A 17,308-nucleotide genomic window follows, 5' to 3' on the forward strand; every position below is an offset into this window, starting at 1 on the left:
CCGATTGGTGAGGGCTAATAATCCGTGGGGGATAAAGCCCCCCACGGATTAAAGTTTCACTTTATATAAGTTCAAATAAGAATGAGCGTAGTTCTTCTGCAATTTCTTCAGACATGGAAAATGCATGCTCTAAGTAGCCCGGTTCGTTTAAGTCATCAGTGCCGATGATGGCAAATTTATTGCGTTGCATATCAAGGACAATTGTTTTATCGTAATGACGATCGGAATATAAAAGCGCTAAATCGTGGCGCTCATTTTCTCCCATAAAGCTAACGAAACGTGTTTTTGTATCGACTGTATCGTCGTAAAGAAAGAAACGTTCTTCCATACACATAGGCTCCTTTTTTAAATATCTAAGTTTAAGTGAGGCTTATAATCTAAATGGTGATGCGTTTTAATAAAGCGTACTGTTCTCGTTTTGTAACGCATAACGATAGAATATGTTTCTGCTAAATCTCCGCCAAGGAATTTTACACCATCTAATAACTCGCCAGCAGATACGCCTGTTGCTGAGAAGATTGCGTCATCACCAGATACTAAGTCGTCTAACATAAGAAGTTGACGAGGATCTTCTAATCCCATTTCGCGGCAACGTGCTTCTTCTTCTTCATTCATTGGAACTAAGCGTGCTTGCATTTCGCCTTCAAGACATTTTAGTGCGGCTGCAGAGATAACGCCCTCTGGAGCGCCGCCAACACCAACGAATAAATCGATACCTGTTCCAGGAAGAGCTGTTGCGATTGACGCACCAACATCGCCATCACCGAATAGTTTTACACGTGCACCTTTTGCGCGAACACGGTCAATAATATCTTGATGACGTTCACGTTCTTGGACGATAACCGTTAGGTCACGAATTTTTTTATTGTTTGCTTCTGCTACAATTTCAATGGTTTTCTCAATTGGATCATCTAAGCTAATTTTACCAGCTGCTTTTGGACCAACCGCGATTTTTTCCATGTACATATCCGGAGCATGAAGAAGGTTTCCTTTATCTGCGATTGCGATAACTGCCATTGCGTTTGCAAGACCTTTCGCAACAATGTTTGTACCTTCTAACGGGTCAACGGCGATATCAACTTCTGGTCCGTTACCTGTTCCTAATTCTTCACCAATATATAACATTGGTGCTTCATCAAGCTCTCCTTCACCAATTACAACAGTACCTGCCATGTTTACTGAATCAAACATATCACGCATAGCTGTAGTTGCTGCATCATCTGCTTCGTTTTTCTTTCCGCGGCCCATCCATTGTGCGGATGCTAAGGCTGCTGCTTCTGTTACACGGACAATTTCTAATGCGAGTTCACGTTCCAAGGTGACATTCCTCCAATTTCAAAAATCATACAATTATAACTATAACAAATAACAAGGAAAAGGTGAATTCGAAAAATTGTCGATTTTTTCAAGGGAAACGGTTACAATTGAAATATAAATGCTTTTATTTCTAGGTGGGTGACATTCATGTACTTTGTAGACAGAAAAAAAATAGAACAAATGTTAACATGTTTAGAACAAGCGGTAGATACATTTCAAGAGAAGCACCAATATGAAACGCCTTTTGAATATTACGCATTAGAGCGTATGTCGCATCTTATCATGGATTGCATATTAGATGTTGGAAATGCAATGATAGATGGATTTATTATGCGTGATCCAGGAAGCTATGAAGATATTATTGATATTTTAATGGATGAAAAAGTCATAAGTGATGAAGAAGGAAAAGGAATTAAAGAAGTGATTCTTCTTCGTAAAATGCTTATGCAAGATTATATTCAAATGAACCATGAGGAATTATATACAACGATTCAAAGACAAATCGCTGTGGTACAGAAATACCCTGCGAATATTCGTCGTTATTTAGAAAAGGAATTAGGACCTGTATCTGCATTTGTAGCAGAATAAATGTAAGAAGATCCCCAATCACCTTTTGGGGATCTTCTACTTTTTATCATAGGTCAATAGGAAGAAGGGGTGAGCGATGAAGCAAGCTCGTACAACGAAGGAAGAGATTGTGCAAATCTTAAAAAGGCATGGTGAACAAACAGTTGGATCATTGGCTGAATCTTTGGAAATTACAGAGATGGCAGTACGTCGGCACCTAAGTAAGCTTGAGAAAGAACAAGTGATTCAATCGAAAATGGTGCGCCAGCATGTTGGGAGACCGACTTATGTATATGCTTTAAGCGAAAGAGGAGAAGATTCATTTCCGAAGGATTATAAGAAATTTGCTTTAGAGATGTTAGAGGACTTAGAGCAAATTGGTGATGAAACACTTGTAAATGCTATCTTAAAGGCGCGGACGAATCGGATGGAGGAGCAATTACAAAAACGAGTGAGTCGCCAGGATAATGTATTGCAGAAGCTTAGAGAAGTTGCCATTATGCAAGAGGAAAATGGATATATGGTACAAGTGAAGCAAGAAGAAAAATCATACATATTACAAAAACAAAATTGTCCATTAAAGGCTGTTGCTGAAAAATATCCACAGCTTTGTTTAGAGGAAGAAAATATGTATAAGCGGTTGTTTTCTGATGAAAATGTAAAGGTGTTATCAAATATGTGCGATGGTGACTGCCATTGTTCGTATCATATACAAGAGAAAAAATGAACGTTATGGGACGCTTTTTGATGAAGCGTTTTTTTCTTTGGAAAAAGGGGTTAATATAAGAAGGGTATGAACGCTAGACAAAAAGGAGAGACAGATGGATGTATAAAGGCTATTTAATCGACTTAGATGGTACGATGTATCGCGGTGAAGAGCAAATTGAGGAAGCTAGTGATTTTGTAAAAGCTTTAAATGAGCGCGATCTTCCATATTTATTCGTAACAAACAACTCAACTCGTAAACCAGAACAAGTAGCAGAAAAACTTGTTCGTTTCGATATTCCAGCTAAGCCAGACCAAGTATTCACAACAAGTATGGCAACAGCGAACTTTATTTATGAACGTAAACAAGATGCGTCCGTGTATATGATTGGTGAAGAAGGCTTGCACGATGCACTTGTGGAAAAAGGATTTAAGCTTGTGGATGAAAATCCGGACTTTGTTGTTGTTGGATTAGATCGTGAAATTACATATGAAAAGCTAGCGAAAGCATGCCTTGCAGTACGTAATGGTGCGACATTTATTTCGACAAATGGAGATATTGCAATCCCAACTGAGCGTGGTTTATTACCAGGAAACGGTTCATTAACATCTGTTGTGACAGTATCAACAGGTGTAGAACCGATCTTCATTGGAAAACCAGAATCCATTATTATGGAACAAGCATTAAAAGTGCTCGGCATGAAGAAAGAAGAAGTGCTAATGGTTGGGGATAACTATGATACAGACATTTTAGCAGGGATAAATGCTGGTATGCATACACTTCTTGTCCACACTGGAGTCACAACTGTGGAGAAGTTAACAGAGTATGACGTACAGCCAACAGAGGTTGTGCATAACTTGACGGAGTGGATTGAGAAGATGTAATAAGGGACAGGCAATCTTTTTGATTGCCTGTTTTTTTCATTAAAATACGCGATTCACAACTTCTTTTACTTCTTCAAGATATTCTTTTCGTACGTCACCATCCACAGAAGGAACACTCGTATAGAATGTATGCTCTAATGCTTCGATTCCTGTAAATTCAAAAATACCAGCATCAGTCGTTTTCTTCATTGCTTCAAACATCCCGCTTGCTGTATAAGCTTCTTTTGAATTTCCCATTGTGGATAATAGTAATCCTTTTTTACCACTTAATAATTTTTCAATACCATTCTCACCGTAAGCATAAGCGAAGCCGTGGCTAAAGACACGGTCAACATATCCTTTTAAGATTGCTGGAAGCCCTGCCCACCAAACTGGATAAATAAATGTAATGCTGTCAGCCCAAGTGATATGTTCTTGTTCTTCTTTAATATCCTCTGGTGTATTTCCTTGAGAAAATGAGACGAAATCAGAGGCCCCTAATACTGGATTAAAGTTTAATTCATATAAATCGCGAACGCGTACTTCATGGCCTTTTTCTTCTAATTCACCTTTTACAGTTTCTAAAATCGCATGATTGAAGCTCTGTGGATTTGGGTGTGCATAAACGATTACATGTTTCATGTTTGTTCCTCCTATTTGTGGATATGTTGATAGTTTTTACGTAAAAAGAAAATATTATTGTAACTATTACGGTTTAAGGGTGAAGTCAAGAAATTCGATTTCTTATTTAAAAATGTGAGATGTGCCATTTTGCGAAGTGTGTTTCAAAATATATTTCTATTACACTACAAGTATAAGATGATAGGGAATTTGGTTTCGTGGGAGAACATATATAAAGATAATTAAATGTAAAAGAAGGGGTTAAAAGATGAATATTATTGAAATTGAAGGATTAGAAAAATCATTTGATATTGGTAATAGTAAAGTAAAGGTATTAAAGGAGATTGATCTTCAAATTCAAAAAGGTGATTTCGTTTGTATTATGGGAGCAAGTGGATCGGGGAAAACAACTCTTTTACAGTTGCTTGGAGGATTAGATATTCCGACTACGGGAAGCATTCGAGTAGATGGTACAGAAATTTCATCGTTAAAAGAAAAAGAGCTAGCATTATTTCGAAGACATCAAATCGGTTTTATTTTTCAGCAGTTTAATTTAATACCTGTATTTAATGCGGAAGAAAATGTGGGACTACCATTATTATTGGATAATGTATCACAGAAGAAAGCGACGATAACGGCAAATCGATTATTAGAGCTTGTTGGTTTGAAAGGAAAGGAAAAACATTTACCATCGCAATTATCAGGTGGTCAACAACAAAGAGTTGCTATTGCAAGGGCATTTGCAAATGAACCAGCGATTATATTAGCAGATGAACCGACAGGAGCATTAGATTCTGAAAATAGCAAAAGTATTATTGCGGCTCTTCGTAATGCTTGTGATGAATTAGGGCAAACAGCAATTGTTGTAACGCATGATCCGTTTGTAGCTGCACATGCAGATAAAGTTATTTTTTTACTAGATGGTGAAGTCATTCATGAACATGTAGAAAGAAAAGGATGGAAATTCCGTCATATTCCGCAGCAAGTCACACACATTCAAGACATTATGAATCGGCACTTTAAGGTAGGTGATAAGAGCGATGTTTTGGATAATTAAATATGCAGCCAAGTCTATTAGACAGAATTGGCTAAGGAACATGTTAATCGCTCTTGGGGCTGCACTAGGTGTTATGTTAGCAACGATGCTTCTACTTGGGAATCAATCTGTAGAACAAAGTGTTAAAGAGCAAGTTGTAAGTCGTTACGGAGATTACAATTTGCAATTTGGTTATATAAAAAATGATATGTACTTAAATAATGAGAACTTAAAAGAACTGGATAGTCTTGAAAATGCTGAGAAAATAACAAAAGTACTTATTCCTTATCCTTTACCAAATCATAAAGAGCTTTCTGGAAAACCGTCTTATTGGGGCGTTGAACAAGATTCTCCAGATATGCATGCTTATAAAGTTATAGAGGGACGATACCCGAAAGAAGGAGCGGAGGTAGCACTTACGAAAGGGTATACAGATCGAGAAAATATAAAAGTCGGAGATATGATTCGCCTCCCTTTTCCACCGCATGGTGAAAAAAGTGTTAAAGTTGTAGGGATTTTGAATCCACCATTGATGGCAGCAATGGGGCATAGCGCATACTTTCCGATTGCTTGGATGCAAAAGGAATTAAATTTACAAGGTCAATTTAACCTCGTTCAAGTGAAAGTATCTGATGTTAATGGAAAGACAATGATTGCTAATGATGCCAATAAGAGATTGGAAAATATCAAAATAGATCAGCGTACATATGTAGATAAAGCATTTGAAAGATTAAATGTAATGAAGCCATTAATCTTTAGCTTAGGCGGGATTGCTTTATTTGTTGTAGCACTTTTAATTATGGGAAGTTTCTTTTTATCTGTAAGGGGCCGTTTTAAACAATGGGCTTTATTACGTGCACTTGGTAGTAATCCAAACCAAGTCATTCTTGTTGTTTTATTAGAGGCGTTATGTATTGGAGCGATTGGTTCATTGGCAGGAGTCATTCTTGGTGCTAGTACACATCAGCTCGCAGCTTCTGTTATGAACAAGTGGATGAATGTAGAAAGTACAGGAGGAGAATCGTTTTCTATTTCAGGTGAGACTTTACTCATTCCGTTTTTATTAGGGATTGTTATGTCTGTAGTAGGTGCGATTATACCAGCATTTATGGTAAGAAAAATTCCTCCTGTTGAAGCATTAAGACCAGGAATTCCGGGGCATCAAAAGAAAGAACGGAAATGGAGCATTTTCAGTCTCGTTATTTTAATAGTAGGTGCCGGAATTGGTTTAAGTGGTGGATTTACTGAAGAATATATTGGTTTTAATCCAAGTGCGATAGGGGCTCTGTTATTTGCAGTAGGTTTGTTGTTTGCAATTCCGTTATGTATTCGTGTTATTACGCCCGTTATTGCAAAACCATTCCAAATGCTATTTCGCATTGAGACAACGATTAGTGGTAGAAATGTAATTCGTTATCGTAAAAAGGCAGCTGTGTCAGTCGCGATCTTAGCATTTGGATTTATGTTATCGCTAGTTGGAACGATGTATGTGAATGCGATGTATGAAGGAACGAAACAAGGATTACAAAAGAATTTACCAGCAGATTTAGTCATTCGTGTTCCAATGCAATCACAAGGGATTGAAAGTCTACCATTGCATTGGTTAGAAAAGATACAAAAGGTTGAAGGAGTAAAAGAAATTGTCGGAGCAGCGCCTGACTTCACATCAAAACTCGTAAATTATGACTTTAAAAAGGCAAATCAAGAATGGTACGAGTTTATGAGGAAAAACAAGTATGATTATGAAGGAATGGAAGTTGTAGGTACGAATATTACTTCATTTCAAAAAGTAACACAGATGAAAGTTGCTTCTGGACAAAGCTTGAGTACGCCATTAAAAGATGGGGAAGGAGTCATTACAAAAGATACAGCAAAAAATTTAGGGATTAAATTACAGGACACAATTGAAGTACAAGGAAAAGGGAAAGAAAAACAGCAAATTCGAGTTGTTTCTATTATAGAGAAAGATTTACGATTTCGGGGGTCTTACGTCTTTGTAAATGAAGAATGGGCACGAAATATGTTCAGTGTAAAAGGCTATGAATCGATTCAAATTATGACGGATTCTAAGGTGCCTTTTGAAACAATTAAGAAGCAAGTAACACAGATAACAAAAGGGAAAGAGAATGTCGAGGTTATAAATAGTACCGATTTGTTAAAGGAACAAGAACAGCTCTTATCTCAAATGGTTATGTTAATTCGTTTATTAGTAGTCATTATCTTTATTATTTCAGGCATTGGCTTAATGAACGCAATTGTTGCAAGTTTACATGAAAGACGCGCTGAAATAAGTATGATTCGTGCCGTAGGAGCAATCCCTACGCAGATGCGAAGAATTGTGTGGTTAGAAGGTGCATTACTTGGTGCGATAGCTGGAATCATAGGGATTGGAGGCGGAGTGATTTTCAGTTATATTGTATTATCAAGTTTAGAATTAACAGTGATTACAATCCCATATAATCAAGTGCTATTACTGGCAGTAGCGAGCGTTATACTTGGAACAAGTGCAGCGATGATTGCTTTATTCCAGTTAAGGAAGTTTAAATTAAGTGATACGCTGAAAGAATTGTCAGCGTAAGGAAGGCCGTTTTACAACGGTCTTTTTTCTTTTGAATATGGTTAACTTTTTCTAGTAAATAATAAGGAATTCTTTCTATTTTTTCGATATTTTTAACTACTATAAATTAACTAACCTTGCATTATAAAGTAATAGTAAGGAATTGAAAGTGGAGAAAGGAGAATGAAAAATGAGTGTTAGGTTAAGTGCAAAAGAAAAAGAAGTAGCCATTCTCGTCTCAAAAGGAATGAAAGATAAAGAAATTGCTCAAACGCTGTATATTAGCCGAAGAAGAGTAGGAGAAATAATCGCTTCTATTAAGGAAAAGTGGAGAATTCATCATCGTGTAGAAATTGGAATTCGAGCCTACTACTATGGGTTCATTACGATAGAAATCGCTCCTAGGGAAGAGAGTTCACAGAGGGTGAAACAAAAGAGTGTTGTGTTTTAATTATCATTTTCACCCTCTTTGATTGTATGCAAAGAGGGGAATTGTCATTTTAGAAGTTGTTTTGGAAATCTTCTATATCAAGATCACATTGTAAGGCGATTTTAAAATATTTTGCTCCTAATTTATAAGCACGTAATTCATAAAAATGATCCCCTAATTCAGTAGCTAGCTTTTTAACCTGTATATATTGTCTGTTGGCTATTCCAAAATCAATAATTCTTTGCATTTCCTTCTCGTAGCTATAAGAGTCACCTTGCATTTTATAGAGATGTGCTTTGTATGCATGAATTTCGATGGACACAGAAGGCGTATCGTAAGCTTCTAAGATTTTGATGGCTTCAAGCATTACTTTATTCATTTGCTCCCATTCTTTTAAGTGTAAGTAAATTTCAATGAGACTTCGCAATGAGTAGATGTTTTCCTTTTGGTGATCGAGTGATGCATTTATTTGTAAGGAGTGGTTGAAATGTTGAATTGCTTGATCGAATTGTTTTAATCCTTGATATACCCTTCCGTAATTGTAATAAATCATTGCAAAATACATAGCGGGTTCTTGAAATTCTTTTACATATCCTTCAGCCTCTTGTAAGCATTGTAAAGATTCTTCATATTTTCCATCCAGGTGATATTGTACAGCCATTGTAATAAGTGCATCTGTCATTGGAACTTTGTTGTTTAATTTGTTAAATAGTTCATATGCTTTTTTTGAATACTTCCGGCTAATACTTTGATCTTTAATGAGACGTTGTTTAACTAAGCTTAGATTATAGTATAGGTGGGCACGCTGTAAGTTCTCTTCAGAGGTCAATAATTGATTTGCTTGTTCATAGTATTCATTTGTTTTGATAAAATCTTGTTTCATATAAAAGTAATTACCACATGCTATGTAATAATAGGAAAAATCTTCAGCAAACAATTGATTTGGCTGATTGGATATTAAATGTATTGATTGTTGATAAATGGAATTCGCTTTCTTTGATGCATCAGTACAAACATAATGGTGAAGTAGTATGCCAAAAATCTTTAAAAGAATTGGCAGTGGATGCATTTCCCGAGTGTGTAACTCTAAAAGGGAAATTTCGCTTTCTGTTAATTTGTTATTCTCTTTATAGTTTATCGTAATTGCTAGTATAGTTGCTTCGAAGTCAGTTTTATTTTGCTTTGTGAGATAATCCACACTAATATCCAGTTTTGCCGAAACCTTCTCTAAAAAAGAAAGAGAAGGTTTGGCTGTTCCATTTTCAACACGACTTAAATATGGGATGGAACAAATTCCATCTATTAATTCACCCTGTGTCATTTCCCGGTGTATCCGGATTTGACGTATCTTTTCTCCTATTTTCAAAGTAACACCTTCTAAATTAGCGTAAAATTCGTTTTTCCTTCGCTTCTTTTATCCACAGCGGAAATTCATTTAATAAGTTGTTATACAACGTTTCATCTGTTGTTTTTTCGATATCGCGAATGTAGAAGAAATTTGCGTTATCAATGAAACGACCTTCCATTTCATCGAGTTTTCTAAGGACATCAAATTTGCCGTTTCCAATCCCAACAAACTGCCAAAAAATCGGTTGGTTAGAAGAGAACACAACTGGTTTTTGAATTCCTTTTTTACAGCCGCCATCGTTAATAAAAATAACAAAGGCAGGCTCTTCGCTTTTTTCTTCAACCGTATACTTTTTAATAATATCTTCCATCACTTGTGGTTCTTCATTTCGGCCAAACTTATGGATGGCAGAGTTATTTAAAATATGTTTTTCTACATAATTAGCAAAGTCTTTTTCAGTAACGGCTGGTAACCTTGAAAATTCGTTATCATATACCCAAATATCTAGTGAACCATCATCATCAAATTGACTTGCTACAGCAAGAACACGCTCGACGACTTCTTGTACGGTACCATTGTTATAAAGTGTTCGCATAGAACCGGAAATGTCTAATACAAGTGCAACTTTTGCGACAACGCCTGTTAATTTCTTTTTCTCTAATACAACGCGTACTGCTTCTTTTCGTAGTGTAATTGTACTCAAGTTAATCGCTCCTTTTTCATTATATAACAAGGATGCTGGGCTCTTGGTGGATGTATAGATTACGCAGTAGGAAGAGAATGATGGATCACTTGGAGTGCTTTACTCAAAATTTCTTCCGCTGCATGTATACCTATTTCATTTGTTCTTGCAATGTGAGGTAATAAACTTCTTTGTTTTGTTTCAAGTTCGCCGTGAAGAGGAGCGATTGCATGATTCGCCCTTTCTAACATGCATAGATCAAGTAAGGAATCTCCAGCTGTAATAACGGTTTTTGCCTGAAGTTTTTCTTGTACATACTGGACAGCATCCCATTTGTTCACAGGCTTTGGCACAAAATATAATTTTCGGCCTTGTAAGGAATGAGTCCACCCTTGTTTATCGAGCCAAGTGGTGAATGAATGTAATTCGTCGTATGGAATATTGTCACGCTTAATGATGCAGTAGTGAAATAAGTCATCCGCTGTTTTTTGTGAAATAACCCATTCTTCATGAGAAATATTTTGAAATTCTGTGAGAACGTCTTCTTTTTCCATGCATGCCGCTAAGCGTTCTGCTTGGATGTTTCTCCAAGTGTCATCTTGTTTGCCGTTATGAAGAATATTGCCACCATTGCTCGTAATTGCATATTCAGGAATAACTTCTGTTTGAAATAGTGTAATGCGCTGAAACTGTTCGATTGTTCGCGTTGTAACTGGGATGAAGTGCGCTTGTAATTGCAGTTTTTTTAATAACGAAATGGCTTTATGTGTCATAAAAGAAATTTCATTGTTATCTAACGTTTCAATGAGTTGAATGTGTTCATCGTCTATCGGAACGCGAAACGATTTCCGAGAATAAATGAGCGTCTGATCAAGGTCACTTGCAAAAATCATAAAGTTTTCCTCCCAAGAGGTGTGATAAGTCCGCAACATGAATAGGTCATATCTTTATAGAGTTCTACTGGAACATCTTTTTCTTTTGCTAGAAGTAAAATATGTTTTAAGTCTGGGTTATTTTCATCGCGGATTAAAATCTTCCACGGGACTCGCCTTAATAAAACGCGCGTTGTTTCTCCAACTCCTGGTTTAATTAAATTTATATTTTCTATTCCAAAATGCTGTTGAATAGAGGTGATATCTTGCATACCTTGCCAAGATGGGTCCGTATAGGTAGCGATAAGGTGCTCTAGTTTTTCTGTTACATCAGCGTTAATGGAAGGGAATAGCGCTGCGATTTCATCAATAAAGAAGTTAGATAAATCCTCTGTTTCTAGTTCTTTATAATACTTAGCACCGTGAAAGTCTTTTGGGCCAATATAGGCTTCATTTAAAACTGTGCGACTAATTAATCCAGATACGGTCGCATTTAAACAGGCGCTTGGAATGAGGAAATCTTCTCGCGTTCCATATATAGAAGTGCAATGCCCTGGATCGGAGAGCACTGCCATGCAATCGGAAATATATTCATGATTCTTTTCGTTAAATGTATGTACAGATTGGCGCAGTTCCTTTTTTATCGCTCCTTTCCCAGTCCAACCATCAATGAACTGAAGTGTTTGGTTTGGATGTCGCTCTAGCATATAGTGAAGGGCATTCTCATCAATACCGCGTCCGCGAATAATCGAGATACAATAATGCGGCAAATCAAGATGATATTGATAACGAATATATCGTTTGATTAAAATACCAATTGGTGTACCAGCTCTTGCTAGTGAGACGAGAACGAGATTTTTTCCTTTCGTCTTTATAATTTGCTCAGCTACAACGCCGATAGCAATGGCCAGTTTCCGTTTGTATTGCGTGAGTGAAGCGAAAAATAAATCCATATAAGCTTTAGATGGTGTGTATTCGATTGGTAGCATCTCAGAGTAATGTGTGCCCGATTGAATGGCTTCTTCTCTATCTTCTGTTTTGCTTTCTTCCATAACATCACTAATATTTTTTAATAGAAAAATGACATCCTCTGCTTTGTAACTACCAAGGCGATCTACAGTGTTTGCTTCTGTCATATTTCTTTTTCCTCACTTTCTACTAAGCTACTGAATGAGACGATATGAACGAACGGAATAACGGTTTGTAATTGCGCGAGAAGAGGATGGAAAGCATCTTCTTGTAAATCATGCTCGATAAAAAGAAAGACTTCATCGTAGTCCCCCGGCTCGATATTATAAAAATAATTTGTTACTGCCTTGTCCTCAGGGCTTTCATAGGAAAAACGACTATGAATGGCATATTCCGCATTACCTGCGTAAGGATGAATTGGACTACGTGTTGTTGATTGATAAGAAATGTTTTCGCCCATTTCAGCAGCAATTCGCATTGGAAGATACATAAATTCGCCGGTTCCTAAGCAGAGTGTATGTTGACCTTTTCGTTTTCTCTTTAAATGATGACCAATTTCTCTAGCGAAAGAGTGGATATGATTTTGATCATCCGATGAAATGCCAAAGCGCCCTGTGTAGTTTATGTAGCTAGTGCCATGCTTTGTAGATGTGTAAGGTAAAGTAGGACATGAAATTATATGTTGTTCTATTTGTGAATGTATTGGGTGATAAACAGTTTTATCCTCTGAATAAGTTGAAGCAATCGGCTTGCCGATGGCTTCAATTGAACCACTTAATAGAGAAATTGTATGAATCGTTATATCAAGCTCCTTTTCTAGTTCTGTAAATCTTTCTCGGTGTTCATTTGAACGCCAATCTAGTAGAGAAGCGACCGTATATTCTTTTCGAGGGAACTTCTCTTGAATCGACCGGATGATATTCAGTGCAGTTTTTCCGGTTGTCATTTCATCATCTACAAGAACGATTGGGTGCTCATTTTGGAAATAGCTTGCATCGACATAACAACGATGCGATGTAGCGTGAGAATGTTCTTCTTCAAATGTAATGATTGGTTCTACTTCGGAAATGATTTCTCTCGTTGTATGAACATATTTTGCATGTTGAAAACATTGAAACATTGCTTGTCCTAATGCGGTGGCTGTTTCAGCAAATCCGATAAATAGCACTTCTTCTTTCAAGGGAAATTGATACTGCAGGATGTCCTTTAGCTTATCACGATTATCTTTTTTTGAAGTAATGAAAGTAAGAATCTCTTTTTGAAACGGGTGATGCGTATGATGAAGAACTTCCATATATCTTGCGGCAAGAGCGCAACCACTGGCTAATGAGACTGCAGGTGGAACAGGAAGGTGTTTTCCTAAAATCGTGCTGACAAACAAAAAGCTACGCTTCTTATTGATTCTTGCTGCCATTTGAAAGAGTTCATTGGATGATAATAAATATGGATTATGAAGTATGTCTAGGTGAACAGTTATTTTATTTAAAATGTGGCATGTGCTCTGTTGTCTTTTCGGTAAGGAGATCGATGAAAGTTTTTTGTTCATGTAGCACCCCATAAATATTAGATTTTAGCAATGTTTTTCGCGCCCAATTATAATGTGGTTTCACTTCATTCATTTTGTTAGAAAAGCTACTTTTCATTACGCCATTATATGCATGGGCATTTTCAAAAATAGATTTTGCATCTAAATAATCTTCTAGTGTGACAGTGTGCATCGCTTGTATGAGCTTAATGTGGGAAGGGTGAATAACCGTTTTTCCAATTAATCCATTTGATTGATCGAGCAAGACTTCATGAATCAGGCCATCTTCATAGCGATGAAGCATTTCCTCACGCATGGTTAGGCCAGCGTTCCCGAGTGATTCGTGAAATAGCGTTTGCCGAAGTTGAGGTTTCAAAACGCGCTGTTTGCTTTCAAAGTACTCCCACACAGGTCCAGAGATAATATATTCATCTGCTTTTCTAGAAAAGATATTAATAATATCAGAGATACAATCACGAATGACAGAAATATCATAAATAGTCGTATCTTTATTGCGGCGAATGCCGAATATGCCAGAAAAATCGGTAGCACCAATTCGAACGTTTAAAATAAAATCGCGGTAAGAGTCTAGAATTGCTTTAATTGATAACAAGGATTCAATACGGCTTTCTTTATAAATGATTTCAGGAGACTCTAAAATAGGCATCCCGTAAAGTGAAAGTGAGTATGCTTCGTTTATATCTGATAGTTCATGAATATAAGACATTCCGTTGGCTGGAGTAAACTTAGGAAAAACAAAACCGCTTATACAATGAACGGCGTTGCCTAGTTCGCGAACGAGTGAGCGCATTTGTTTTGGCTCACGAATCCGGATAAAGAGAAGCGGCATATTTGAAGGGTGGAGCTTTCCTGCATTCATCATATAAGCAAGTAGTTGTATTTGTATGACGACGTTTTGCTCGGCAAGTTCCTCTTCTCCATCACTAATGGAATCCTCTAAACAAAGTACAATTGATGTTATGCCTTCATGCTTTTTTCTCACGATGTCATCTGCGATGGTTCTCTTTGTTCCAGGTGTATATAGAGTAGCTCCTAATGCGTAAGCTAATTGGTCTTTTGAGATGTCTTTTGAAAAGGTAATTGGTTCTTGGTAGAAAAGGTTTCGCTTTTCTTCAAGGGATAGATAGGAAAAGTGTTGCATGTTGTCACCACCTTATTTAGAGCCTGCGACCCAATTCATGTTCCATTTGTAATATTGATCCATGTCTCGGTGCCCTTTAAAATACTTCACAAGCCGTTGTACTTTGAATGTCTCATCATTTACATTTTCGAGCATTGCAATTGCACATGTGTTGAAACCATTGCGGTGTTCGTCCATTTTTACAACAATGTCTGGTCCGTTTTCCTGTTTCAATGTAGCAACACCATCCACTTGTGACCAGTTAGCAACACCTTCGTATATATAAGAGAAAATTAATATTCTTTTTATTTCATGAATCATGTTTCCGTTAATACGCAAATTTTCTCCTTTATTTGAAGCGCCTGTGCGGTCGTCTTGATCTAAATGAATATAAGGCTCACTATGATAGGAACCAAATACATTTCCAAGTGGTTGTATAACACCTTTCCAACCATCTTTAAATTCAAATAAACAGCCTAAGTCTAAATCTATTTGAGGCGAGAGATTTGCAGTTAAAGATGAGAAGAATCCTTTTTGTTTTGGAGCGTTTTGTTTACTCCAATTTAAGTTTACTGTAATTTCACCAAGAGGCTTTTCTGTTTTTTGTAAATTGATTGTATCTCCTGATTTCTTTAGTTCGATTTTTGAAAGGTTAATGTTTTTAGGACTAGAAGAAGGTTTCATTTGTTCTTTCGTCTTTTCAAAAAGGTTAGGTGGTATATGAGATAGTCCGAATTGATTAGCTAGTTCAATAAGCCCACCCTGCATGCCTCTACCAATCGCTCCGAATTTCCATTCCCCTTTATAACGGTAACACTCACCGACAATGAGTGCAGTTTCGGTAGAGAACGGTTCTGCAAGGTTATAGCGAAACATTTCTTCATTATTCGCTGTATCGATAATACGGACATAGGGGTTCTTGACTTGGCCGAATGTTTGTGTGCGTCTCAATGCTTCATGAATCGTAATAGTGAACATAATTCGTTCGATATGTGTTGGGAGCTTTGAGAGTGAAATGGAGATTTCTTCATCATTTCCAGAACCTTCACCTGTCCGATTATCTTTTGAAAGCGCAACTGCATTTTGCAGAACAGATGGCTGTTTATAAAATACAATATGTTCCGTGGTTGTTAGTTTTCCAGTTGCATCTAGTAAAAAAGCGGCAGCATCTAAATCGAATGCATGTGAATTTGAAGTTGAAGTTGTAGGAAGATCCCAACCAAGACCAAGTTTGATATGAGTTAGTGTAGGATTCTTTTTAGTTAAATCTACTTTTTGTCCTTTACATAACTGTAGGGGCATTTCGATTTCACCTCATTTAAAATAATTAATTCAATCGTAACACGCTTACAAAACTTTTCCAATTTTATATTTTGAAAATTTACAAAGTTTTTAAAAACAAAAGGAGAATTTCAGGACTTATGTAGAACTTTGTTAGTAAATCGTTTTTAGAAAGGAAGCAGAGGGATGAATATACACAAACTGATAGAAAGAGAAGCAATAGAAATCAATAAGTGGCAGTATGAGGAACCGTATGCGTTATACAGTTTTTCAGGTAGTGAGGAGGCAATAGAGGAACTGCTAGATGGTACATATTATGGGTGTTGTAATGAGAACGGAGAACTAATTGGCTATTTTTGTTTTGGAGAAAACGCACAAGTGCCAGGAGGAAGGGATGCGAGGTTATACGTAGGAGAAGGTACTGTAGATATTGGACTTGGAATGAAGCCAGAGCTAACAGGGAAAGGGATGGGGAAGTCCTTTTTTCAAGTTGGACTAGAGTTTGCTTTAAAAGAGTTTCAGCCGCAAAGAATCCGTTTAAGTGTTGCTGCTTTTAATCAAAGGGCGATTACATTGTATGAGGATGCCGGGTTTCAAAAGCATGTTTCATTTATGAGCAGGGGAAGAGAGTTCTTGCTCATGGCGTATGATTTAGATACATGTCGTTGTTAACAAATATGCTATGGCTCGGCCCGAATGAATCGTATAATATAAACGAAAAAATAATGTAAGAGAGTATGGCGATAGAGCATGTTCCGCTTATTGCAAGAACCCACCTCTTTGTGCAAAGAGGTGGGTTCTTTTATTTACGGTTTTATCTTATTCTGAATGCTCAGCACGATGAGCTAAACGACTAGATGCAGCGGCCGCAATTGCTCCTACAATATCATCAAGGAATGTATGAACTTTTCCAGATGATTTATCATTTAAGTATTCTAAAATACCTGGTTTTAATTTATCAATATATCCAAAGTTTGTGAAACCGATAGAGCCGTACACGTTTACAATTGAAAGTGCAATGATTTCATCGACCCCATATAAGCCTTCGTCACGTTTTACGATATCTTGTAATGGTTCACTTAACATGCCTTTTTCAGCAAGAACGTCTAATTCGATTCCTGTAATGAGTGCATTTTGTACTTCGCGTTTGGATAATACACGTTCTACGTTGTAACGACATTCTGACATAGCTAAGTCAGGATGATATTTTTTTTGCAGAAAATGAACAAGTTCCGCAATATCATCGATCGTTACGCCGCGTTCTTGTAGTAGTTGTAATGCTCTTTCTTGTAGTTGATTTGATTCTTTCATGTTATCACCTTTTTTTCTTTTTATTATTTGTATACGTTTTGATCCTGTATCATGTGCATAGATAGGAATGAAAGGCGAGCAC

18 protein-coding genes are annotated in these 17,308 nt (G+C 36.9%); 7 read left to right on the forward strand and 11 right to left on the reverse strand.

From position 1 onward, the window contains the following. Nucleotides 1-61: 61 nt before the first annotated feature. Nucleotides 62-328, reverse strand: a complete 267-nt coding sequence (locus tag CN373_RS15975; RefSeq protein WP_098359703.1) for a DUF3055 domain-containing protein — start codon at nt 326-328, stop codon at nt 62-64. Between the two features lie 17 nt (nt 329-345). After that, entirely contained in the window at nt 346-1,317 is a 972-nt protein-coding gene (glpX, locus tag CN373_RS15980) for a class II fructose-bisphosphatase (protein WP_000439097.1), read from the reverse strand. Nucleotides 1,318-1,464: 147 nt separating this feature from the next. Here glpX and CN373_RS15985 point away from each other — a divergent pair, with 147 nt between their 5' ends. The 3 genes from CN373_RS15985 (at nt 1,465) to CN373_RS15995 (ending at nt 3,474) form a co-directional block, all read left to right on the forward strand. Further along, nucleotides 1,465-1,905, forward strand: coding sequence for a DUF86 domain-containing protein (locus CN373_RS15985; protein WP_098359704.1), 441 nt, complete (start codon nt 1,465-1,467; stop codon nt 1,903-1,905). 76 nt (nt 1,906-1,981) lie between these two features. Next, nucleotides 1,982-2,611 carry a helix-turn-helix transcriptional regulator gene (locus CN373_RS15990; RefSeq protein WP_000806435.1) on the forward strand — a complete coding sequence of 210 codons (630 nt, stop codon included), beginning with the start codon at nt 1,982-1,984 and terminating at the stop codon, nt 2,609-2,611. A gap of 98 nt (nt 2,612-2,709) precedes the next feature. After that, complete coding sequence (locus tag CN373_RS15995) at nt 2,710-3,474, forward strand: TIGR01457 family HAD-type hydrolase (protein ID WP_098359705.1); 765 nt, start codon at nt 2,710-2,712, stop codon at nt 3,472-3,474. 39 nt (nt 3,475-3,513) lie between these two features. On the opposite strand, the gene CN373_RS16000 is transcribed toward CN373_RS15995, so the two are convergent. Continuing rightward, entirely contained in the window at nt 3,514-4,095 is a 582-nt protein-coding gene (locus tag CN373_RS16000; RefSeq protein WP_000683401.1) for an NAD(P)H-dependent oxidoreductase, read from the reverse strand. Nucleotides 4,096-4,342: 247 nt separating this feature from the next. Between CN373_RS16000 and CN373_RS16005 the strand changes: the two genes are divergently transcribed. The 3 genes from CN373_RS16005 (at nt 4,343) to CN373_RS16015 (ending at nt 8,118) form a co-directional block, all read left to right on the forward strand. After that, a complete protein-coding gene (locus tag CN373_RS16005; protein ID WP_098359706.1) occupies nt 4,343-5,131 on the forward strand; it encodes an ABC transporter ATP-binding protein in 789 nt (262 codons plus the stop codon). Further along, a complete protein-coding gene (locus CN373_RS16010) occupies nt 5,115-7,688 on the forward strand; it encodes an FtsX-like permease family protein (RefSeq protein WP_098359707.1) in 2,574 nt (857 codons plus the stop codon). The genes CN373_RS16005 and CN373_RS16010 overlap by 17 nt, the downstream gene beginning before the upstream one ends. A gap of 169 nt (nt 7,689-7,857) precedes the next feature. Next, nucleotides 7,858-8,118, forward strand: coding sequence for a response regulator transcription factor (locus CN373_RS16015; protein ID WP_000116260.1), 261 nt, complete (start codon nt 7,858-7,860; stop codon nt 8,116-8,118). Nucleotides 8,119-8,167: 49 nt separating this feature from the next. Here the strand turns inward: CN373_RS16015 and CN373_RS16020 are convergent, their stop codons facing one another. From CN373_RS16020 to CN373_RS16050, 7 genes are read right to left on the reverse strand one after another with little or no spacing between them, the layout of a single operon-like run. Further along, the gene (locus CN373_RS16020; RefSeq protein WP_098359708.1) at nt 8,168-9,463 is read right to left on the reverse strand and encodes a helix-turn-helix transcriptional regulator; all 1,296 of its coding nucleotides are present in this window, start codon (nt 9,461-9,463) and stop codon (nt 8,168-8,170) included. 16 nt (nt 9,464-9,479) lie between these two features. Further along, nucleotides 9,480-10,148: a vWA domain-containing protein gene (locus CN373_RS16025; protein ID WP_033664828.1), complete on the reverse strand. Its 669-nt coding sequence runs from the start codon at nt 10,146-10,148 to the stop codon at nt 9,480-9,482. 59 nt (nt 10,149-10,207) lie between these two features. Then, nucleotides 10,208-11,020, reverse strand: coding sequence for an HAD family hydrolase (locus CN373_RS16030; protein ID WP_000575388.1), 813 nt, complete (start codon nt 11,018-11,020; stop codon nt 10,208-10,210). Beyond that, nucleotides 11,017-12,135, reverse strand: a complete 1,119-nt coding sequence (locus tag CN373_RS16035; RefSeq protein ID WP_000133615.1) for a cysteine protease StiP family protein — start codon at nt 12,133-12,135, stop codon at nt 11,017-11,019. Before CN373_RS16035 ends, CN373_RS16030 begins: the two co-directional genes overlap by 4 nt. After that, entirely contained in the window at nt 12,132-13,514 is a 1,383-nt protein-coding gene (locus tag CN373_RS16040; protein WP_098359709.1) for a phosphoribosyltransferase family protein, read from the reverse strand. Before CN373_RS16040 ends, CN373_RS16035 begins: the two co-directional genes overlap by 4 nt. Continuing rightward, nucleotides 13,447-14,655 (reverse strand): HpcH/HpaI aldolase/citrate lyase family protein, encoded by a 1,209-nt coding sequence (locus tag CN373_RS16045; protein WP_098359710.1) that lies wholly within the window; start codon nt 14,653-14,655, stop codon nt 13,447-13,449. The genes CN373_RS16040 and CN373_RS16045 overlap by 68 nt, the downstream gene beginning before the upstream one ends. A gap of 12 nt (nt 14,656-14,667) precedes the next feature. Next, complete coding sequence (locus CN373_RS16050) at nt 14,668-15,936, reverse strand: TerD family protein (protein WP_098359711.1); 1,269 nt, start codon at nt 15,934-15,936, stop codon at nt 14,668-14,670. Between the two features lie 165 nt (nt 15,937-16,101). Between CN373_RS16050 and CN373_RS16055 the strand changes: the two genes are divergently transcribed. Then, nucleotides 16,102-16,587 carry a GNAT family N-acetyltransferase gene (locus CN373_RS16055; protein WP_001020821.1) on the forward strand — a complete coding sequence of 162 codons (486 nt, stop codon included), beginning with the start codon at nt 16,102-16,104 and terminating at the stop codon, nt 16,585-16,587. 147 nt (nt 16,588-16,734) lie between these two features. Here the strand turns inward: CN373_RS16055 and CN373_RS16060 are convergent, their stop codons facing one another. Further along, on the reverse strand, nt 16,735-17,226 hold the full coding sequence (locus tag CN373_RS16060; RefSeq protein ID WP_000665096.1) for a phosphatidylglycerophosphatase A family protein: 492 nt from the start codon (nt 17,224-17,226) through the stop codon (nt 16,735-16,737). Between the last annotated feature and the right edge of the window lie 82 nt (nt 17,227-17,308).

The sequence above is a fragment of the Bacillus cereus genome, from assembly GCF_002561295.1.
Lineage (GTDB): Bacteria > Bacillota > Bacilli > Bacillales > Bacillaceae_G > Bacillus_A > Bacillus_A cereus_S.